We start from the raw sequence: 22308 nt of genomic DNA, 5'->3' as shown, positions 1-22308 counted from the left end.
ATCTAGACATATTTTTTTATCGTGATGGAATATCGACCACCTTGTTTCTTCAATCCATCCTCATATAGTCGTACGATCTGTTGGTTCATCTTATCTGAATGGAATTTCTCATAAAAGATCTTCTCACCGATCTCTCCCATCCATTCAAGCTTGTCCTTACTTAACCCCTGAATAATGTTAACCAACTCAACCTTGTTATCGAAATCAAAGATATAACCATTGACTTCATGCTGTATAATCTCCGGAAGTGCACCACGATTACTTGCAATAACAGGCTTCTTATTCCGTAAAGCCTCGATCGCAACAATGCCGAACCCTTCCCATCGTGAAGGAACGATCACAGCGTCGCATGCTTTCATATAACGATCGATTTCCGAATTGTCCACCCAGCCGATTTTGACTGCGTTGCTTGGATAAGTGTATTCGAAATCCTTCAATACGGTATCGCCTACTAAATAGAGATTAACATCCGCGAATGGATTCTCATTAAACACCTCGAGCAGCAAGTCAAAACCTTTTTGCCGGTCGAAGCGACCTACATATAGTAGATTAATCCTATCCTTCGGTACATCGAATGGAAATTCATTCGAAGGTGGAGCATCTGATACTCCGTTATACACAACCACTGACTTTTTAGAAGGCAAACCGTAGTTCATCGACATCTGGTATTCATGCTTTGAAATGTTAATGATGAAATCTGTACGTAGCGATAACAATCTCTCTACGCCTGCAAATATCTTTTTTTTCCACGACTGCGTGTCCATAAGAAATGCCCAACCATGTGAGCAATAAATGACTACAGGTCTTTTCCTCTTGAAAAAAAATAACGTCCGCAGGAAAAACCCTGCGAACGTTCCATGGACATGTACAATATCCGGATTAATCTCTTTCATCTTCATATGAATCGATTGCATCGCTTTAAGGAAGTATTTAGGGCTCCTTTTATAAGGGTACAAATGTAATCGATCAGGGCTAATTTGTAATGAATGACGGTTTGAGTTCTGCTCCGATACCATGAGATAAATATCATGATTCACCGATTGGTATTTTAATACTTCATTAAGATGGGTTTCAATACCACCCTTAGTAAACTCTGAAATATGAAGGACTTTGACCATAATCTCCCCTCCATCTCTAAGTTAAAATGCGTCCTTGGATCCAACCATAGCCTTCACCGTTCGCAAAATAATTCTAATATCGAAAATAATGCATTTTTTCTCAATATAAGTGATATCGAGCTCAACCATTTGTTTGAAATCCAGATTGTTTCTACCACTAACCTGCCATAATCCTGTACAACCTGGTGTGACCGCTAAACGTTTCTTATCATGATTCGTATATACCGCAACTTCTCTAGTAAGAGGTGGCCTTGGCCCTACCAAGGACATTTCGCCTCGTAGCACATTAAATAATTGCGGAAGCTCATCAATACTTGTTTTACGAATAAACTTCCCAACTTTTGTTACGCGTGGATCGTCTCTCATTTTAAACATAGCACCACTAATCTCGTTCTGATCAAGTAGATCTTTCAACTTTTCTTCAGAATTGGTATACATAGAACGAAGCTTATACATCCGAAATAGTCTCTCATTCTTACCTACTCTCGTCTGATAGAAAATGACAGAACCTGATGGATCCTCTAATTTGATGAGGATAGCGACTAAGGCAAGCAACGGACTTAATAGAATTAATCCAGCAAGAGAACCGAAGATATCAAGGGTACGCTTGAACAATGAATAGAAGTTGAACCTTTCTTCCTTTGCCCGTGTATTCGAATAATAATCAGAAATTCCAATAACTGCTTCTTCCCGATATTGTGAATATCTCATCCTTAATCCATCCTTCCTGCAACTAATTCTTTGCCAAGTTCACGCTTCATCATTTCCTCAATTCCAGCCATTAGCTGGTATCGAAGTTCATTATTCCGCAGAGCGAAGTCAAGTGTAGTCATAATAAATCCGAGCTTCTCTCCCACATCATAACGAGTGCCTTGGAAATCATAGGCATAAACACCTTTATCCTCGTTTAGCCGCTGAATCGCATCCGTAAGTTGGATTTCTCCGCCTGCGCCAAGCTCATGTCTTCCCAAATATTCAAATATATCAGGTGTCAGGACATATCTGCCCATAATAGCTAGATTGGAAGGAGCTTGTCCCTGAGGTGGCTTCTCCACGAAACGATTAACTTGATACAGATTATCTATTCTTTCACCCGGATCTACAATACCGTAACGATGTGTCTGATCCGCGCCTACAGTCTGTACACCAATGACCGAACGTCCCGTACGTTCGTACTGCTCGATCAGCTGTCTTGTACATGGAACATCTGCTTCGACGATATCATCACCAAGTAGAACAGCGAATGGCTCGTTTCCGATAAAATTACGAGCACACCATACAGCATGTCCAAGACCTTTGGCCTCTTTTTGCCTAATATAATGAAGATTTACATTTGAAGATTTCCGAACCTTCTCCAAGATGTCGAGCTTTCCTTTTTCTTGTAAAATATGTTCTAGCTCGAATGCGATATCAAAGTGGTCTTCTATCGCCCGCTTTCCTTTACCTGTCACCACGATGATGTCTTCAACACCAGATTCAATAGCTTCCTCCACGATATACTGGATCGTTGGCTTATCGACAATGGGAAGCATCTCTTTAGGCATCGCTTTAGTTGCTGGTAAGAATCGTGTGCCGAGTCCAGCGGCGGGGATAATGGCTTTGGTTACTTTTTTCATTTGAATTCACCCTATCCTATTTTTTTATTCGCATTGTACACGAGATGCTAAAAATGCGAGCTATGCCATCCTTGTTAGAGAAAGCATAGCTCGAACTTTCAAACATGAAACGGAGCTATCCTTAACACTAAATCTAGGGCATTTAACCCTTCCTCACATCACACCCTTGACGACGAACGTCTAAGGTCTATTGACCCACAGTGTGACCGAGTGCCTCCGGTGATAGAGGTGCAGGAGACATTACCTTCCTATTCAACACTTCTTAAATTGGAGTCATTAGACTAAGCGTCGTTTTTTTCTCCGTAATAATAGGAATAGGAATCTGATTCATTTCGGTTAATATTGTTTAGAACGACACCAATAAGCTTGGCGTTCACGTGCTCAAGAGAAGCTTTTGCTTTGAGTGCTACGTCTTTTTTCACTTTCCCCGAGTCAATAACGAGTACAACACCATCGCTTTGAGTAGCAACAATTTGCGCGTCTGTAACGGACAAGATCGGCGGGGTATCGATAATGATCACATCGTACATTCCCCTTACTGTCGATAGCAGTGTAGCCATTTGTTTGGACGACAGTAACTCTGAAGGATTGGGAGGAGTAGGACCTGCATGAATAATCCATAAGTTCTCCGTGTTAGTTGGTTGGATGACTTCGCTTAGTTCCTTCTGTTTAAACAAAATAGTCGTTAAGCCGACCCGATTAGATGTACCAAATAAATGATGCTGTGATGGTTTCCTTAAATCCGCATCGATGAGCAGTACGCGTTTATTGGATTGAGCAAATGCAACTGCCATATTGGCACTAGTCGTACTCTTGCCTTCACTTGGTTTAGATGAGGTGACCATAATAACTTGCAGCTTGTAATCTATCGTTGAGAATTCGATGTTTGTCCGTAGCATCCGATATCCTTCGGAAATTGGAGATTTCGGGTAACTTTCGGTAATTAGTTTTTTAGGAATCAAGCGAGACATTGGTATCCCCCCCAGCTGTTGGTTTTAGCGGAAATTTATTGCCCCGATCAGTGATATCACTATCTTTAAATCTCGGAATAGCAGTCAATACTGGAACCCCTAATACCAACGCGATATCTTCCTCCGTCTTGAGCGTGTCATCCAAATAATCTAGCAGAAAGGAAAGACCTACCCCGAACATCAATGCCAACATGAAGGCAACGGCAATATTCATCTTTGGATTAGGGGCTATCGGACCGCGGTTTTCCTTTGGATCGGCTTTGTCCAAGACAGAAACATTGTCCACCTTCATCAGATCAGGAATTGTTTTTTGAAATACAACAGCTACTGCGTTTGCTATATTGGCTGCCTTCTCATAGGAATCATCCCGGACAGAGATGGACATGACTTGCGTCTCATTCACTGAACTTACGCTTACCTTTCCGATGAGCTCACCATATGTAACACCAAGATCAGGATATTCTTTGACGACAATCTTCATCATCCGTGGTGTTTTGATAATTTCTTTATAGGTTTTGATAAGTCCAATCGTAGAATTTATGGATCCGAGATCTATACTCGATAGCAACGAACTACTATCCTTATACTGATTGACAATTAATTTAGCCGAAGCTTCATATTGTGGTGTGATTAAGTAATAGGAGTAAATGCCGATTGTTAGGCAACTTACCGAGATAATCAATGCGATCAATAAAATCCTTCTTTTGACGATTAACCAATATTGTTTAAGTTCCAAATTGTTACCTCCGTTACTAGTTAAGTCTGAACTCCTTGACAGCTTCGACAATTTTTAAATTCATTTCGAATAAAAATTACATATTGTTATTCAAAACGCGACCTTTTATATGTAATTTACCCGTAGCAGCATGATGCTCTACAGATAATCATTCTTTATGAATTAATATTTAATTAAGGCTATTCATTTCGCGACCTTGTGGACGTGTATACTTCCTATAGATATCTTGTCATAAGACTCTTATTAATTTCGACGATGTACCACTTGTGTCTCTGTATTCATGAAATCCTCAACAGATCCGCCATTCATCATGTATTCCATCATATCTGCTGAACCGGCACCAACGCCCAACTTCCTCATTAACAGTGATAACACGCTAGCCATATCAACAGGTTCATGCCATGGCTGATACCCTGAGATCATAAGAATCTCAGATAACGGTCTCATTTCATTTAGTCCATCTTGATTTAATAGCAAAGGATCTTCGGATAGTATTTCCAAAAATTGCTTAAGCTTTACTCGCTTCTGCTCCCGATGGGAAATATTCATCTGACTTCCTCCATTCGTCAAGTTATGCGTTCATTTACATTGAATAATGGAGATTCACTATTCTGTTCGACCCATCTTGAAGTCACGAATCCGTAATTATCACAAATTTTATAAACAACTTTTTAAGGAAGATGCCAGTTTTGCTTACCCTTTGATTAATAGTATGCCATAGATCCTAATATTTCTTGAGGGAATAAAGACATGGTCACGGGTTCCTAATTTATGTAGATAATCGAACATCATTTTCATTTTTAGGTGCCAAAACGGAGCATTTTGTAAAATAAATGCGCTTTATGTTATTCATTAAGGGTTTGATTATAAGATTCATTTTTATAACGCTAAGAATGGCCTCCCACCCTTTTAAAATAACGATTGCGTCTACAAAATTGACAGATCTAAAATTGGGTGAATGTAGAAATTTAAGTTCATTTCATACCGAATTAGGGACTATAGACTAGCGTCCTACAAAATCAGGACAAAAACAATTTTCGACATGATTTGCGACCGTATATTTATCAAAAACAGATCTTTGTAAGCGCTTTAATATCTTTTGAAACAAAAAAACACCCAATTATATCTCTATAATCAAGGGTGTACTTGGGTTTTAATCCATATAATGTAATCTATTTTCTTGTTTGTTTAATGTACGCAAATCACAAATCAGGACTATTCATAAGAAATCAGGCTGAATTTCCAACTTCAGTAATACTTTCGCTACAATCCAAAACTCGTTACTCTGTTCCCAATTTAGAACTTTAAAGGGGTGAACTTCGACCTACAACCAAGCTAATCGCGTTATGTCGTTCATGGACACACGATTTATGGCTTTGGTATGACCCGTATCCATACTTCAGAATAACATTGTGCATCCTGTCCATAATACAATTCTAGCTCGTATTCATCGACATGGTTATATGATGCTGTAGGTAGCCACTCTGTATAGATTCTCTTAATCAATTCTTGAATGACCATACTTGTGTCTTCTTGCGAGTGTTCTCTTGTTCTAAAGATAGCCCAAGTGGATGCTGGAACATCCAACATCGTATATCCTTCCGCATTACAATGATCTGCCATATAGGTGAACAGCATATATCGAAAGGAACTATCCATCTTACCATCATTGCTCCAACATACGGCATTAATCAGACTACGTTCGTCTTCTGGCTCCTTTTGTGCTGAAAGAGAGAGCTTCTCAAGGCTTCCATCCTGCATGCTGTCGATCCAGAATTGGGGTATGTCTATAAGATGTTCCCCTTGATCCGCCATGAATACACGATCGATGCCATACACTGCAAATGCTTCTTTTTTAATAATTCGATAATCCATAGCTACATCTCCTCGAATTGATATTTGAAAAGAGAGCCGGGGATACGCCTTCAGCATGACCCCTTCCCCACGCGCCGAGGTAGGAGTCAATCCATGTAGCGCTTGGAAGGCACGCGCGAATGCTTCAGGCGACTCATAACCATATTTCAATGCAATATCAATAATTTTGTGTTGGCTATGCTGAATATCGAAGGCAGCCATGGTTAATCGCCGACGTCGAATATATTCTGCGAGCGAAGCATCCATAATCATCGAGAACATTTTTTGAAAATGATACACAGAACACAAAGCCAACTGTGCCGCTTGTTGATTGTCGATTTCTCCATCGAGATGAGCTTCAATGTAATCGAGCGCTCGATTCATCCGTTCGAACCAATCCATTTATCCCCCTCCTTTCATAAATATCATAAAGTGTGTAGCTTGACGTTGCCGTGCAATTCTTGCTTGTTGCTGCTAGGCTTCCTCCGTATGGACATCGTGTGCACGAATCAATGGCTTATCCATTATGGAGATTTCAATCTCACATATCCCACTTTCTCTATCAACTGTTGCCCTTGATGTCCTTGCATCCATGCTAGAAAAGGCACAACCATCGACTTAGGCTTATCTCTCTTCAATGTGATTGCATATAAATTAGCGGTAAATGGGTAACTTCCATCTGAAATATTAACTGCATTGGGTTCTACATCATTGATGGCAAGTAATTTAATACCCTTACTTTGATTCATCCCTGTTGCGAAGAAACGAAATGAGAACCCTATCGAATCTTCATAATTCCGATAATCTGCCACTTGCTCTAGTATTCCTCCCATCCCCCGAGGCACTTCTTCTTTCAGGGGTTGGATGATAGGTGTGTCTGCCATAATCTTTTCCAATAGGGTCTGACTTCCTGAATTTGCAGGACGTTGGAAAGCGATAATCTTCTTGTTTCTCCCGCCAACATCCTTCCAAAATCGGGTCTTACCCGAATATATGTCCTTAATCTCTTGCACCGTCAAACCCTTGATCGCGTTGTTATTGTTCACAAAGAATACGAATGCTTCTTTGCCAATAGGTGTCATGACCAGTTCATGACCACTATCTTTTGCCATTTGCAGCTGATTGGCAGACGGTTCTGCCCCAAAGTAAATATCAACTTCTCCTTTTAGTAGCCGTTCGTAAGCATTAATGGTGTTGGTAAAGCTGACGTATTCCCCCTTAGAGTTATCCACTAAACCTTCTTGCGGATATGTTGCCTGAGCAAAAGCGGAGTAGACAGGGAAAGCCGCTTCCGCTCCATCCAAGACAAGCATGTCTTTGGGATCTTCAATCTTGAATGTGGATTTATCTTCAAGCCTCGGTAATCGGTTGCTTGGATTTAATACATCATACGGCCATAAGTCAGTACTCGAGTAACCTCCACCATACTTAAATCCATAGGATGAAAGAACGGTCTGACTTCGCTGCCACTGTACAGTACTCCCAACACTGAATGTTAATAATACAACGATAGATACCAAAATCAGCTGTTTACGCTGAATTACGATTCTCGGCTGACGTGTTCTCTCTTTAATTACAAATCCAAGTGAAAAAGCCAAATAATAAGTAATTGGTGCAATGGCATATAGGATTCCGACCCCTTGGAATGATGCCATAAAACTAATAGGGAGAAATGGTATTTGCAAGAAAGAATACACAACCCATGTGGAACTTCCATAAAACCCACCACTGAATAACATACATACCGTCCATAGCATACCTGTATATCCAAGTGGATAGACAACCGGCAAATATCGTTTCCCTAAACTCTCCGGAAGATGTCTATCCCATGCGGCTAATACCCCGGTTGCTACTCCACTTACGAGCATCATCACAACAACAAGGATAGTCAAATTCAAATTTCCTTCCATCAATACCAATGTCATTATCGAAAAAACAAAAGGAAGCAGACCACAGTATAATAGCAATACTCGTAAGATATATCCCATCTTAATCACTCCTTCGTAGTGTAGCGACAGTGCTTCCCATGAACGAATAAGTCATCACACTAGAAAATTATGGTACATTCCAGTTCAATCATATATTAACATACAAATAATCACGCTTCTTATCTATCTAACAAGTGATCCCCTTTGGAAGTGTTACTTGATTAAGTTCATTTGGTCACTGTAAAATTAAAAGATATATTACTAGTATGCAATTTATTCAACTCAACTTATATAGTACATATACTAAAAGGAGAACTAAATAAATATGGACATAAAATCATTATCCAGTTACTGTTTGTCAAAAAAGGGAAGCCTAGAGGATTATCCCTTCGGTGACGATGTTCTTGTTATAAAAGTCGTCTCCAAGATGTTTGCATTGATTAACGAGCATAACAATCAACTTAAAATCAGTCTGAAATGCGATCCATTTATAGCGGAAAGCTTAAGACAACAATACGCTTCAATTACTCCTGGTTATCACTTAAACAAAAACCACTGGAACACCATCATGATCGATGGTACTATTTCAGATCTGGAATTATTCAATATGATTGATCACTCCTACGAATTGGTGTTTAAAGGATTAAAGAAATCTGAGAAAGACGGTATTATGGAGTAATACAATGTTATTAATAGCTATTCTGATTCCACGCCAACTCCAATACAAATCCATGAAAAAGAGGGGCTCACGCCCCTCTTAACTATTTTCTCCACTAAGATCCATCATGACTTATTCCTCATTCAACAGTTTCTTGAGTGATCCAATATCATTAACCGAAACTAATTGCTCGAGATTGGAAAATATCTTCTTCTCATCCCAATTCCACCATTGAAGCTCCAACAATAATTTAATCATCTCATCACTGAACCGCTTTTTAATAACAGTTGCAGGATTACCACCAACAATGGTGTAGGGTTCAACGTCTCTCACAACCGTTGAGTTCGTAGCCACAATTGCGCCGTCACCAATGGTTACTCCCGCCATAATCGTGACGTTCTGTCCTAGCCAAACATCATTGCCAATCAAAGTATCACCTTTGAATGGTAACTGTTCGATCGTAGGAGTGACCTTCTCCCAACCTCCGGCAAAAATATTGAAAGGATATGTGGTTAATCCATCCATCCGATGATTAGCACCGTTCATAATAAACGTTACCCCTTCAGCGATCGCGCAGAACTTTCCAATCACCAACTTATCACCTAAAAACTCATAATGATGTTGGATATTATCATAGAAACGCTCTGGTGACTTGGTATTGTCGCTGTAATATGTATAATCACCTATCTCAACGTTGGATCTGCTCGGCAAGTTCCGAATGTAACAAACAGTTCTGATATTCTCATTTGGATAAAGCTTATTTTTATCTGGAGCTATCGTCATACTTACACTTCCTCTCAAATACGTAATCTAACCTTACCCTATCGTAACATTGAGAATCATCAATATAAAGCGGTCTTACCGTTGAATGGTTAATCCATTCGGAACAGATCGATGAAATGCTGCGCGCTTTTGGATAAATAGCGATCCTTCAACCAAATAATACCGACGTCCGACTGAAAGTCTGCATCTTCTATATCAAGCATCTTCACAACCGTAGCCGGAAATGAAGACATGACCGATTTCGGGAATACCGTAGCCCCGATCCCTTCAGCGATGAGCGACATAATGATTGCCACGCTGGAACATTCGCAAATGACGTCCGGTTCAAAGCCATGTAGTCGGCATGCATCCATGACCTGCTCATGCATCCGTGTTGTGCGATCCGTCTTTAATGTGAGAAAGGGAAAACTGGCTAATTGTTGCATACTGATCGACTCTTTACCGGAATATGACACCCATGAGCTTGGAATGACTACCACAAACGGGTCTGAAGACAATGGCAAAATGTCATACTGATAAGTTGATGTCTGCGCTTCGAACGGCAACCTGGCGATAACGAGTTCAATCTTTCTATTCTCAAGCTGCTCCCCTAATTGGTAATGGTCCCCTTCTGATATTTTAAACGTTACCTGAGGATACTGCTCTCTAAACCGCCCAATATGCGTTGGCAAAAGGGAAATGCACGATACGACCGAACCAATCGAAAGGACGCCCCGAACACCTTCTTCAATCTCTTTCACCTCCTTGGTCGTTTCATCCAATTGCAACAGCAGCGACTCAGCCCTTTGCCTAAGTAACTCACCCGCTTCCGTCAACTTTAAGCCCGAACGGTTGCGATCAAATAATCTCACACCCAATTCCTGTTCCATCATTTGCATCTGTCGGCTCAGAGGTGGCTGCTCCATATGAAGCCGCTTGGCCGCACGAGTGATTTGCCCTTCTTCAGCTACCATCAAAAAATATTTTAACTGACGTATATCCATAACTTCCCCTCCATCAGCCATACCTAAAAGGTATGCAAAACGAATTAAATAGATATTTTAAGTATATTTGATGACATGGTAGGATTCAATTATTAAATGTAATATTATTCCACACCTAATCAAGGAGCAAAGGAGAGATTATCTTGATGAAACAGCATTTGGATATACACATGGAGCGGAGCGCAGCCAAGAAAACAAAACCGACACAGGATCAACTTGGATTTGGGATTCATTTCACGGATCATATGTTTATGATGGATTACAGGACAGAGAAAGGCTGGCATCATGCACGGATTGTTCCTTATCAACCGATTGTTTTGGATCCCGCTGCCAAAGTATTTCATTATGGGCAAACTGTGTTTGAAGGATTGAAAGCCTACAAAACCGAGGATAGACGAATTCTTCTGTTTAGGCCGCAAAAAAATATGCAACGATTAAACCGTTCTAACGAGCGACTAAGCATTCCTCCAATCAACGAGAGCTTCGCGCTCGATGCACTGAAACAACTGATCTCCATTGATCAGGACTGGATTCCGATTGGGTCAGGAACCTCCCTGTACATTCGCCCTTTTGTCATCGCAACTCAGCCTGAGTTGATCGCATCGCCATCCTCACATTTTCAGTTTATTATCATCATGTCGCCTGTAGGCCCCTATTACGCGGAGGGCTTGAATCCTGTGAAAATCTATGTGGAATCAACGTCTGTTCGCGCAGTTATCGGGGGCATGGGCGAAGCCAAGACAGCAGCCAACTATGCAGCAAGCCTCAAGGCACAGGAGGATGCCAAGCAAAATGGTTATGCTCAAGTATTATGGCTTGATGGCGTGCATCACAAATATATCGAAGAAGTGGGCAGCATGAATGTGTTTTTCAAAATCAAGGGGATCGTCTATACGCCAGCGCTAAAAGGCAGCATCTTAGATGGGGTAACGCGAGATTCCATACTGCAATTGTTGCAGCACTGGAACATTCCAGTAGTCACGGGGGATATTTCGATTGAGGAAGTGTATGAGGCTAGCCGGGAAGGAACATTGGAAGAAGCTTTCGGAACTGGTACGGCGGCAGTCATTTCTCCGATTGGCGAACTGTATTTGCATGGACAACAACTGGTTATCCAGAATGGTCAGACAGGCGAGCTGTCGAACAAACTTTATCAGACTTTAACAGGCATACAAAATGGCGCACTTCCAGACCTATTTCATTGGATGATTGAAGTTAATACGCGGTAACGGTACCTAGATTAATTACTCCAGATGAGTCGAGTAACCATTCTTCCAATAATAGAAGCTGAGCATTAATATGGAAAACAAAAATACGGTAGGTACTGTTACCAGTACCTACCGTTGTTCATAACTTTTGACATCATAGCCATGATTTCCGCTCTTGTTAGCTGATAACTCGATGGCTTTAGCATTTGGAGCACTTGCAGGTACATCTTTAAATGAATGTGGATGCTGAATTATAGCTACTACCGTTGCTGTCATAGGTCACATAGAGGTAGAAAGCTCTCAAATGGGGATATCCATTATTAAGCAGTGGATCTATTGCCCATGTGTTAGAAAAGTTCTCCCAACTTTCATAAGTGCATTGCATCTTCATTTCTTCAGTTGTCTTGCCTTCACCTTATTCTGTATCTGACTGACCTGTTGTTTCTGTGTCGTAGAAGCTGTTGTTGATTGTCCCTTGTTCGTTGGAACCAACTAATCCGCCAACTTTTGATGTTCCTTCAACATTTCCTGTGGTGTAGCTGCTGCTGATTAGTCCAGCGTTAAGCCCTACCAATCCACCTGTATAAAACATGCCACTCACATTTCCAGTGCTGTAGCTGTTGCTGATTAGTCCATTGTTGTTACCAACCAAGCCTCCTATGTTGCAATAACCTCCTCGCGTAATTCCCATGGTGTAACAGTTGTTGATTGTTCCATTGTTATTGCCAACCAAGCCGCCTACATCATAATAACCATCCACATCCGTATTTTCTAAAGCCAAATTAGAAATTGAACTTCTACTACCTGTATAACCGAAAAGTCCAATATAGCCACTATTTGGTCTATTAATCGTTAGATTTGTGATTGTAAAACCGTTGCCGTCCATGTTTCCTTGAAATTTATTATTAATATCACCTATCGGCAACCAACTATCACAAGCTGTATAGCCGCTCAAATCAATATCTGCTGTTAGTTTATAATAATTGCCCACTTCTAAATGATACCTGACCTCATTGAGCTGAGCAGCGGTTGCAATCAGATAAGGATGACATCGTGAACCTTCTCCTTCACCTGTATACACATGGCCCATTGATTGGTTTACCACTGCATCATAATAATTGGTTGCCGTTTCATTGATAGTATGATTACCTGGTGTTAGCACACCGCCTTTTATGGTGATCCCCTCCATCGACTGTGTATTACGTTTCTGCAACGAGCAGAGTGGCTCCGTCTTTCACTTTTGTAATCGCTCCGTTCGATCCTGAGTCGTCCGTGAACGTAATATCAATGCCATTCACGCAATGTTATTTTCCTTGCCCTCTTTTAAAACAGTCGGTGTTATTTGTATGATACCGTCTTTACTCTTCCACTTGCTGGATCTCTAGCTATACGAACAGCAAATGTATTTCCTACATTTACACTAATATTATTAATAGAGGTAACTGTGATCGCTGTGTAACCGTCATTGTTAAACTGTTTCCTTGGAACATACTGACGATACCACCACCTATTGGCTTCCATCCTTCGCCAGTTGCATCGCCGCTCAAATCAATATCTGCTGTCAGCTCGAAATAAATGCCTACCCAAATGATTCCTGACCTCATCAAGCTGAGCAGCGGTTACCATTTGATAAGGGTCACTTACAGTACCGCCTCCCCCTTCAAATTTTCAACCTATTCCTAACTATGACAAACATACAACAACTCAATGACAGCAGAATGACAAATATCGACGGCATAACAGCGAAAGAAACAAAATACCTGATTTTCCACTGTATCCGTCTATTGTATAAACTCCCTTTACAGTTGTTTCAATTGCGATTGCTTGTGTGTCCAATTGTCGATTTATGCCGTTGTGTCGCTATTATACGTTTAAATCAACAACAAAAATATCCCCCAAATGGGGGATGCATCTGAAAGAGATCTTTATATATGCCCGGAAATACAAGAATTGCCGTTTACGGGGAATTCGTAATGCGACACAACAAGCGATAATGAGTGCTGTGCCCAGAATATGAAAAGGATTGCTTTACACCTGGAGGTGGGACATAGGGCTAACACCCTTACTTAGGGCCTTAACTGGCGTTAAAAAAAGAGAAACCCTACGTCTTTATACAAAGACGGGGGTTTCTCGACAATCTAAGGTTAGGTACTGTTTTACCAGCACCTAACGGATATGTGATTACTACTCTATATCTAGTAAATGGCCAAGACTTGCGTTCAACATCCGCAGAATCATAACTAAGGACTCGGATCTCGTAGCATTCGCATTCGGTTTGAATGAACCATCGGCTGAACCTTTTATGATCCCCATATCGGATAACGCAGCAATCTCAGCCTCTGCCCAGTTACCCGAAACATCCTTGAACTTATCATTTTTCACTATCGTAGTGTTCATGACTTTTGCAAGCATAGCCACGATTTCCGCTCTTGTGATGGTCTGATTCGGTTTGAAGGTTCCATCCACGTAACCGTTGATTATACCACTTGCTTTTAACGTTGCTATTGTACCTGACGCCCAATGACCTTTGATGTCCTTAAAGCTGGAATCACCTTCAAATGTTAATCCAAGCGCTCTTACTAACATAGTCGCAAATTCTGCCCTAGTTATCGTAGCATTAGCATGGAATGAGCCATCCGTATTTCCCATAATGATCCCAAGCTTGGTTGCTAACTCGATTGCTTTAGCATTTGGAGCATTTGCAGGTACATCCTTAAATGTTACTGCTGGTGCAGCATTGGCTTTTTCTACTAGCGCCTTGATTACATCGATATTAACCTTTTCGTTGTAGAATAGCTTGGGAGTTGCCGTTGGTGCTGTTGGTGTTGGTGTTGGTGTTGGTGTTGGTGTTGGTGTTGGTGTTGCAGTAGGCGTTGAACCCGAACCCGTTGATGGGTTACCAGTTGGCGGGGTAACTACAACTGGTGGTTCAACAACCACTGGTGGTGCAAGATTAACAGTAACTTTGTAATCTTGGTACGATTCATCTTCGGCGTAAACTGTGTAGGTAACAGGATGTGTAAAGTTATTCAATGTTACATCAGACTCCTGTGTAATATCTCCTACCTTAACAGATGCTCCTGTAGTAGTGAAGTGCGATGCTAATGCAGTTAAATCTGCATCAGCAGGTACTAGTACATCTACTGTTTTAGCAGCCTGATTGATAATCCCAGATTTATTCAGAACTGAGAAAGTGCCTAAATCCTTCGATGAGTTTGGTGTTGGTATGACTGCTGCACGACTTACACTAACCAAGTAATCTTGGTACGATTTATCTTCTGCGTAAACAGTGTAGGTAACTGAACTCGTAAAATTATTAGGTGTAGTTCCTGAAACTTGTTCAGTTGTTCCTACCTTGACAGATGCACCAGCAGAAACAGTGAATTGTGATGCTACATCATCTAAGTCGGTATCAAAAGGTACCAGTACATCTACCGTTCTAACATCCTGATTAATTGACCCCTCATTTCCTAGCAATGAAAATTGGGTTATTTGCTTCTCCGAACTCGGTGCCACTACATTAACCAAGGTATTAACAATAATAGGTGACCCCTGTATATAATCACCACCTGCGGAAACATTACCAATATAGATGCTTAGCGGAGCAACATAACTACCTAAAGTATCTAGAGAATCTAAAGTTACTTGATATACAGGTCCATCCTTAAAAGGAATATCTGAATGCAAGTCTAAGATTATATACTTCGCACTAGGCGATGGCTTTTTAAGTATATATGGAGCATTCATAAACGCATCTTCTGTATCTACAAGCGGTTTGTACCCCTTTGTATACTCATCATCCTCGTCTACGTAAGACTCCACAGAGAACTTAGTTGGATCGAACTCCAAGTAGGTTTTAATCCTTTGGACGCCATCTTTGTTGACATTGGTAGTATTACTGGCTGATACAGTAACTACAACAGGCTCTCCAGGTTTGTAGGAAGCCTTGTCCGTGGTTAAAGTTAGCGTCATATGGGGAAGTACGTTGACAGTCACCAAGTAATCGTGAGTACTCGCATCGGATACACTGTGTATTTTATAAAGTACGGGCGAAGAAAAATCAACAGCATCAACATTAGATTTCTGAGCAACCCCATTAATCTCAGCGTAAAATCCGTTGTGACTGAATTGAGGCTTAATGTTGGTTAAGTCTGTACCGTATGGGACAGTAACCTCAACACTATCGGTATCATTATTAATTTTCCCAGCAATCCCATTAATACTGAAACTCGTGAGATCATTTGAAGTAGGTAATTCTGAAGCGTACCCCTTTAACGTGTAATTCCGGTATGTCCCATCCCCAGAGGCTACTTTGAATATCATAGGATCGTGAACATACCAGGGACGTGACCCAGGGACTGGCCAGTCCTTGACCCCATTATTATAAGAAATCGAGGACCCATCTGAAATGACAAGATTAATATAATAGGGTGTTTGTCCCAAATTAGTACCAGGCGGTAGATAGAAATCTACGGTACCAGTATTGTCACTGTAGTTTACAATCTTACCCCGGTATGGGCCAAAGTTAATATCGTTAATTACGTTTGTCAAAGCAGGCGTTGGTGCACCTCCGTCCGCTGAAACCAAACTGCCAAACATTGAAAAAACTAAAATAAGTGCCATAAAAACTGATACTAAACGCTTTGAACCATTTCTTATCATGTAGTTACCTCCGCTGAATCTATTTATATTGTCGCTATGCTGTAGTTAAAGCATGCGTTAACATACGAGATGTTCCATTTAAAAATTTTGTCGCATCCACTACCTTCCGCCTTGAAAAGTTTTTTCATACTAACACTGCATCTACAAATAACATATCCCCGATTTTGGGGGGGAGGTGTGAAATTTTAAGATATACCTCGTAATACTATAATCTTTATTTTTCAGCATGCTGCTGCACATCGAAGCCACCCGCAGCAAATGCTTTGCCACCTCCAACAAACAACCCATTCAATCCACCTACTACCATCAACATCGCTAAGATGATGGAAATTCCTCTCTTATACATACTATGCACGCCATTTCCCCCTTCAAATCTTCATACTTTTCCTAACTAAGACAAGCATAACAAACCCCAATGACAGCAGAATGACAAACTTCGGCAAAATAGTCCAAGGAGCCATTGGTCAAGTCCCCGCTTCGGAAAGTACTCTTAACACAGTTTTGTGAAGTCTGCCCTGCTCCACGGGCTTCACGATGTAATCATAGGCATTCACTTCGAATGCAGCCGATGCATATTCTTTATAGGACGTGACAAACACTAGCTTCATTCGTCTGTCGTTCCCTCTTAATCGCTTGGCAAACTCGATACCATTCTCTCGTGGCAGCTTAATATCTAGAAATACCAAGTCCACCTCATGATTCTCCAAATATGAGTATGCAGTCGTGGTCTCCTGGAAGCTTCCCACAATCTCGATCTCATCCACCTTAGCGAGCATTCGTCTCATGATTAAATGCATGGCCTTCTCATCATCGATAATGACAACCTTCAAATTACATCCCTCCTCACTTGCTGCAAGAACTAAGTATAACCAACCCCAATGACAGCAGAATGACAAACTTTGATGCCAAAAAGAGCCCTTCATGTGAAGGGCTCTTCATCTAAGCTTATTCTATGAACCCAGCTCTGACATCAGTTGGTTAAATAGTGCAGATACTTTGGAGAAAGGGGTTATTCCAAGCTCTCTATACAATGTTTCTTCGAATTGAATATATTGTCGGTTCAATGATTCTTTGCTCTTCGTAAGAGCCAATGCCCTAAGATATAGCATAATTGTTCCTTCTTCTAGCTTGTTACGGTTGATTAGCTTCATTACTAGTCGGATTGCTGTTTGCGTATCACCTCTGATTAATAAAGCCTCGCATAAGCGCTGGGTAAAGGATGTATACATTAACGATAGATGTTCGACCTCACTCCGAGCCCAAGGGAAAATACGATGACCGCATCCTGCATTGATTCGAACACCTTTTGCAGACCAAGGGAGCCAATCTAAGTATATTGAATTGATAGATTCCCCACATATATTAAAAAAGCGCAAAAACACGGTAGGTACTGTTTACCAGTACCTACCGTAAGAGTGATACCTGTTTACTACTCTACGTCTAGTGAATGCCAAGACTTGCGTTCAACATCCGCAGAATCATAACTAACGACTCAGCTCTCGTAGCATTGGAATTAGGTTTGAATGAACCATCTGTTGAACCCTTTACGATTCCCATATCCGATAACGTAGCAATCTCTGCCTCTGCCCAGTTACCCGAAACATCCTTGAACTTATCATTTTTTACTAACGTAGTGTTCATTACTTTTGCAAGCATAGCCACGATTTCCGCTCTTGTGATGGTCTGATTCGGTTTGAACGTTCCATCCACATAACCGTTTATAATACCACTAGCTTTTAACGAATGTGTAGTGTACACAGAGTCCACATATATAAAAAAAACACAAAAATACGGTAGGTACTGTGTTCCAGTACCTACCGTATGTGTGATACCTATTTTACTAATCTATGTCTAGTGAACCGCCAAGACTTGCGTTCAACATCCGCAGAATCATAACTAACGAATCAGCTCTCGTAGCATTGGAATTAGGTTTGAATGAACCATCTGTTGAACCCTTTACGATTCCCATATCAGATAACGTAGCAATCTCAGCCTCTGCCCAGTTACCCGAAATATCATTGAACTTATCATTTTTTACTAATGTAGTGTTCATTACTTTGGATAGCATAGCCACGATTTCCGCTCTTGTGATGGTCTGATTCGGTTTGAACGTTCCATCCACGTAACCGTTGATAATACCACTAGCTTGTAACGTTACAATTGTATCTGCCGCCCAATGACCTTTAGTGTCCTTAAAGCTGGAAGTACCTTCAGACGTTAATCCAAGCGCTCTTACTAACATAGTCGCAAATTCTGCCCTAGTTATCGTAGCATTGGCATGGAATGATCCATCCGTATTCCCCTTAATGATCCCAAGTTTAGCTGCTAACTCGATTGCTCTAGCATTTGGAGCACTTGCAGGTACATCCTTAAATGTTACTGCGGGTGCAGTATTTGCTTTTTCTACTAGCGCCTTGATCACATCGTTATTAACCTTTTCGTTGAAGAACGGTTTAGGTGTTGGTGTTATCGGTGGAGCTTCTGTAGGTACTGTTGGTGTTGGCGTTGGTGCTGGTATTGAACCGCCTCCGCCATTGTTGGATGAGTTATTAAACGTCCACTTCGCAAACAGCGTTGTATCCCCAATCACCTTATCTGTGGTAAAGTCCCACTTATTCGTTAGCTCAGATTCCTTATACCAGCCACCAAAGCTGTAATTCGCTTTCGTTGGTGCTGTTGGTTCTGTGATCGTCGTATTATAGTCAGCATTCACATTCGCTACTGTGCTACCTCCGTATACTTCATAGCTGACCGTGTATTGGATGATAGGCGAATTATTAAGTGTCCACTTCGCATACAGCATTGTATCCCCAATCACCTTATCTGTGGTAAAGTCCCACTTATTCGTTAGCTCAGATTCCTTATACCAGCCACCAAAGCTGTAATTCGCTTTCGTTGGTGCTGTTGGTTCTGTGATCGTCGTATTATAGTCAACTTTCACATTCGCTACTGCGCTGCCTCCGTATACTTCATAGCTGACCGTGTATTTGATAATAGGCGAATTATTAAGCGTCCACTTCGCATACAGCGTTATATTCTTCTCTGTTATCTTAAATGTGGCTGCTGGCTCATAGTTTATGCCACTTCCGTTCGCTAACGTGTTCCACCCCGCGAAGGTGTAGCCCTCCTTGCCTAAATTACCTGTATTAGCAATAACGCTAACTGGCTCTTCTTTCGTATAGGATTTACTATCCATCGGCACGCTCCCGTCGGTGTGTCCATTACCGTCATAGGTCACATTCAGGTAGAAAGCTCTCAAATGGGGATAACCATTATTACGCTGTGGATCTATTGCCCATACGTTAGAAAAGTTCAGCCAACTTCCATAACTGCTTTGCATCTTCATTTCTTCAGTTGTCTTACCATCACCTTTTTCGGTATCTAATTGTTCTGTTGTTGCTTTGTCGTAGAAGCTGGTGCTGATTTCGCCTCGATTGTTACCAACCAAGCCGCCTACTTCAGATGTCCCTTTCACAATTCCTATGGCGTAGCTGTTGCTGATTGCCCCTTGATTGGAACCAGCCAAACCGCCTACCCTAGAAACACCATTAACATTTACAGTGCTGTAGCTATTGCTGATTGTTCCATAGTTAGTCCCTACCAAGCCACCTATATCATTTAATCCTTTCGTAATCCCAGTGGTGTAGCTGTTGTTAATTGTTCCTCCATTGTAACCAGCCAAGCCGCCTACGGAGTAACTATTACTACCAATCACACTTATATTTTCTAGAGATAAATTGGATATTTTACCCTCATAGCCTATTCTACCGAAAAGTCCTACACTATCACTATTCGTTTTATTAATCTTTAGATTAGTGATTTTAAATCCATTTCCGTCCATGTTTCCTTTAAATTCATTGTAATATTCTTTACCTATCGGCATCCATCCATCGCCAGCTGCATAGTCCATCAAATCAATATCTGCTGTCAGTTTATAATAAATGCCCTCTTCTAAATGAAGTCTGACCTCATTGAGCTGGTCATCCGTTGCAATCAGATAAGGATGACTTAGTGACCCGGTTCCTTCACCTGTAAAAAAATGTCCCACTGATTGGTTTACCACTGTATCATCATAATTGGTTGCCGTTACAGTGATCTTATGATCACCTAGTGACAGAACCCCGGCTTTTATTATGATTTTTCCATTATCGGTTGTGTATTGCGTTCCTTTAACGAGCGGGGTTACGCCGTCTGTCACCGCTGTGATCACTCCACGCCACACTGAGTCGTCCACGAACATAATATCAATGCTATTCACGGTATAGTTATTTTCTGTGTCCGCCGTTAAAACAGGAGATGAATAGAGCATTATCTGCTGGTTCACTACAGCATCATCATACCCGGTTGCCGTTATCTTAATAGAATGATTACCTTTAGCCAGTACATCGGCTTTTATCGTGATCTTCCCCGCATCGATTGTGTATTGCGTTTCTTTAACAAGCGGGGTTACGCCGTCTGTCACCGCCGTGATCAATCCACTCCACACTGGATCGTCCGTGAATGTAATTTCAGTGTCAATCGCTCTATAGTTATTTTCCGTGTCCTCACTTAAAACAGGCGGAGTAAGTCCTCTGATGTCCGTCCGATCGACCGTCAATGTTTTTGCGCTTGATGGAGCTGCAGTTACACGGACAGAGATCGTATTTCCCACATTTACAGTAATATCGATAGAGGTATCCGTGATCTCTATATACTGGCCACCGTTAAGCGAATACTCCATACCATTTGCAATATTGCTCAACTTTGTTTTTCCGATTTCTATTCCTTTTGTCAAAGATGTAAGCGCCCATAATTGAGGATATTGACCAGGGAGCATATACCACTCTGAATTGAAATTCCAACTCGAATAAGTGCTTTGCGTCTTCATTTCTACAGTTGTCTTTCCATCGCCTTTTCTTGTATCTGCTTGTCCTGTTGTTCCACTGTCGTAGAAGCTGTTGCTGACTGTTACAAGATTATACCCGATCAAGCCGCCTAAGTCAGAAGGACCAGTAACACTTCCTGTGGCGTAGCTGTTGCTAATGCTGGTTCCAACACTTGAACCAGCCAGGCCGCCAACAACACCTTCCGTGCCACTCACACTTCCGGTGGAATAGCTGTTGCTAATGGATCCACAATTTCCACCAACCAAGCCTCCTACATAAGCAACTCCATTAATAGTTCCTGTGGTATAGCTGTTGCGGATGGATCCCCAGCTGATTCCAACCAATCCACCTACATTGTAATTTCCCTGTACACGAATATTCTCAAGCATGATGTTGGTAAACGAACTTCTACTAGTTGTTTGACCAAAAAGCCCAACTATGTGATCATTCGGCCTATTAATCGTTAGATTCGTGATTTTAAAACCGTTTCCGTCCATGTTTCCTTGAAATCCATATCTTGAATCACCTATTGGCTTCCATCCATCGCCAGTTGTATAGCCGCTCAAATCAATATTTGCTGTCAGCTCGAAATAATTGCCGAACTCTAAATGATTCCTGACTTCATCAAGCTGATCAGCGGTTGCAATTTGATAAGGATCATTTATTGTACCTGTACCCCCAGCGAAGCCTCCCGCAGCATACGTTTTACCTCCTCCAATAAACAGTCCATTCAATCCACCTACTACCATCAACATCACTAAGATGATGGAAATTCCTCTCTTATACACACTATGCACGCCATTTCCCCCTTCAAATCTTCATACTTTTCCTAACTAAGACAAGCATAACCAACCCCAATGACAGCAGAATGACAAACCTCGACATCAAAAAGAGCCCCTCATGTGAAGGGCTCTTCATCTAACCGT

Annotated in this window: 21 protein-coding genes; 2 read left to right on the top strand and 19 right to left on the bottom strand. The window is 41.3% G+C overall.

The window, feature by feature from the left end; all coding sequences use genetic code 11:
* Positions 1-2: 2 nt before the first annotated feature.
* From BW961_RS10335 to BW961_RS10300, 8 genes are all read right to left on the bottom strand, one after another.
* The gene (locus BW961_RS10335; RefSeq protein ID WP_082867456.1) at positions 3-1118 is read right to left on the bottom strand and encodes a glycosyltransferase; all 1116 of its coding nucleotides are present in this window, start codon (positions 1116-1118) and stop codon (positions 3-5) included.
* Positions 1119-1139: 21 nt separating this feature from the next.
* On the bottom strand, positions 1140-1829 hold the full coding sequence (locus BW961_RS10330) for a sugar transferase (RefSeq protein WP_068585043.1): 690 nt from the start codon (positions 1827-1829) through the stop codon (positions 1140-1142).
* Between the two features lie 2 nt (positions 1830-1831).
* Positions 1832-2734 (bottom strand): UTP--glucose-1-phosphate uridylyltransferase GalU, encoded by a 903-nt coding sequence (gene galU / locus BW961_RS10325; RefSeq protein ID WP_068585046.1) that lies wholly within the window; start codon positions 2732-2734, stop codon positions 1832-1834.
* Between the two features lie 281 nt (positions 2735-3015).
* Complete coding sequence (locus tag BW961_RS10320; protein ID WP_068585048.1) at positions 3016-3705, bottom strand: CpsD/CapB family tyrosine-protein kinase; 690 nt, start codon at positions 3703-3705, stop codon at positions 3016-3018.
* Positions 3686-4441, bottom strand: a complete 756-nt coding sequence (locus tag BW961_RS10315; protein WP_082867457.1) for a YveK family protein — start codon at positions 4439-4441, stop codon at positions 3686-3688. The genes BW961_RS10320 and BW961_RS10315 overlap by 20 nt, the downstream gene beginning before the upstream one ends.
* Before the next feature lie 243 nt (positions 4442-4684).
* Positions 4685-4990 (bottom strand): hypothetical protein, encoded by a 306-nt coding sequence (locus tag BW961_RS10310; RefSeq protein ID WP_068585050.1) that lies wholly within the window; start codon positions 4988-4990, stop codon positions 4685-4687.
* 819 nt (positions 4991-5809) lie between these two features.
* Positions 5810-6697 carry an AraC family transcriptional regulator gene (locus BW961_RS10305; RefSeq protein ID WP_068585053.1) on the bottom strand — a complete coding sequence of 296 codons (888 nt, stop codon included), beginning with the start codon at positions 6695-6697 and terminating at the stop codon, positions 5810-5812.
* Between the two features lie 122 nt (positions 6698-6819).
* A complete protein-coding gene (locus BW961_RS10300) occupies positions 6820-8283 on the bottom strand; it encodes a PstS family phosphate ABC transporter substrate-binding protein (RefSeq protein WP_068585055.1) in 1464 nt (487 codons plus the stop codon).
* Positions 8284-8548: 265 nt separating this feature from the next.
* Here BW961_RS10300 and BW961_RS10295 point away from each other — a divergent pair, with 265 nt between their 5' ends.
* Positions 8549-8902 (top strand): MmcQ/YjbR family DNA-binding protein, encoded by a 354-nt coding sequence (locus BW961_RS10295; protein ID WP_068585058.1) that lies wholly within the window; start codon positions 8549-8551, stop codon positions 8900-8902.
* A gap of 111 nt (positions 8903-9013) precedes the next feature.
* On the opposite strand, the gene BW961_RS10290 is transcribed toward BW961_RS10295, so the two are convergent.
* Together BW961_RS10290 and BW961_RS10285 are read right to left on the bottom strand one after the other, a co-directional pair.
* Positions 9014-9664 (bottom strand): Vat family streptogramin A O-acetyltransferase, encoded by a 651-nt coding sequence (locus BW961_RS10290; protein WP_068585062.1) that lies wholly within the window; start codon positions 9662-9664, stop codon positions 9014-9016.
* Positions 9665-9753: 89 nt separating this feature from the next.
* Positions 9754-10647: a LysR family transcriptional regulator gene (locus tag BW961_RS10285; protein ID WP_068585065.1), complete on the bottom strand. Its 894-nt coding sequence runs from the start codon at positions 10645-10647 to the stop codon at positions 9754-9756.
* A gap of 146 nt (positions 10648-10793) precedes the next feature.
* On the opposite strand from BW961_RS10285, the gene BW961_RS10280 reads away from it, so the two are divergent.
* A complete protein-coding gene (locus BW961_RS10280) occupies positions 10794-11876 on the top strand; it encodes a branched-chain amino acid aminotransferase (RefSeq protein WP_068585068.1) in 1083 nt (360 codons plus the stop codon).
* Positions 11877-11984: 108 nt separating this feature from the next.
* Here BW961_RS10280 and BW961_RS30435 read toward each other — a convergent pair whose 3' ends face one another.
* The 9 genes from BW961_RS30435 to BW961_RS10245 all read right to left on the bottom strand — a co-directional run bounded on the left by BW961_RS30435 (position 11985) and on the right by BW961_RS10245 (position 22179).
* Positions 11985-12131 carry a hypothetical protein gene (locus BW961_RS30435; RefSeq protein WP_156510124.1) on the bottom strand — a complete coding sequence of 49 codons (147 nt, stop codon included), beginning with the start codon at positions 12129-12131 and terminating at the stop codon, positions 11985-11987.
* 139 nt (positions 12132-12270) lie between these two features.
* Positions 12271-13068 carry a GLUG motif-containing protein gene (locus BW961_RS10275; protein WP_068585071.1) on the bottom strand — a complete coding sequence of 266 codons (798 nt, stop codon included), beginning with the start codon at positions 13066-13068 and terminating at the stop codon, positions 12271-12273.
* A 202-nt stretch (positions 13069-13270) separates the two neighbouring features.
* A complete protein-coding gene (locus BW961_RS10270; protein ID WP_068585073.1) occupies positions 13271-13459 on the bottom strand; it encodes a hypothetical protein in 189 nt (62 codons plus the stop codon).
* A gap of 580 nt (positions 13460-14039) precedes the next feature.
* A complete protein-coding gene (locus BW961_RS10265) occupies positions 14040-16517 on the bottom strand; it encodes an S-layer homology domain-containing protein (protein ID WP_068585077.1) in 2478 nt (825 codons plus the stop codon).
* 214 nt (positions 16518-16731) lie between these two features.
* Positions 16732-16872, bottom strand: a complete 141-nt coding sequence (locus tag BW961_RS30430) for a hypothetical protein (RefSeq protein ID WP_156510125.1) — start codon at positions 16870-16872, stop codon at positions 16732-16734.
* A 109-nt stretch (positions 16873-16981) separates the two neighbouring features.
* On the bottom strand, positions 16982-17347 hold the full coding sequence (locus BW961_RS10260) for a LytR/AlgR family response regulator transcription factor (protein ID WP_068585080.1): 366 nt from the start codon (positions 17345-17347) through the stop codon (positions 16982-16984).
* A 120-nt stretch (positions 17348-17467) separates the two neighbouring features.
* Positions 17468-17899: a bacterial transcriptional activator domain-containing protein gene (locus tag BW961_RS31565; RefSeq protein ID WP_076576776.1), complete on the bottom strand. Its 432-nt coding sequence runs from the start codon at positions 17897-17899 to the stop codon at positions 17468-17470.
* A gap of 58 nt (positions 17900-17957) precedes the next feature.
* Complete coding sequence (locus BW961_RS10250) at positions 17958-18275, bottom strand: S-layer homology domain-containing protein (protein WP_068585087.1); 318 nt, start codon at positions 18273-18275, stop codon at positions 17958-17960.
* An 82-nt stretch (positions 18276-18357) separates the two neighbouring features.
* Positions 18358-22179, bottom strand: a complete 3822-nt coding sequence (locus tag BW961_RS10245; RefSeq protein WP_068585091.1) for an InlB B-repeat-containing protein — start codon at positions 22177-22179, stop codon at positions 18358-18360.
* Positions 22180-22308 lie beyond the last annotated feature (129 nt).

The organism is Paenibacillus macquariensis (assembly GCF_900156375.1).
Lineage (GTDB): Bacteria > Bacillota > Bacilli > Paenibacillales > Paenibacillaceae > Paenibacillus_AQ > Paenibacillus_AQ macquariensis.
Note: the sequence above shows the minus strand (reverse complement) of the source record. Positions and strands in the feature narration are given on the sequence as shown.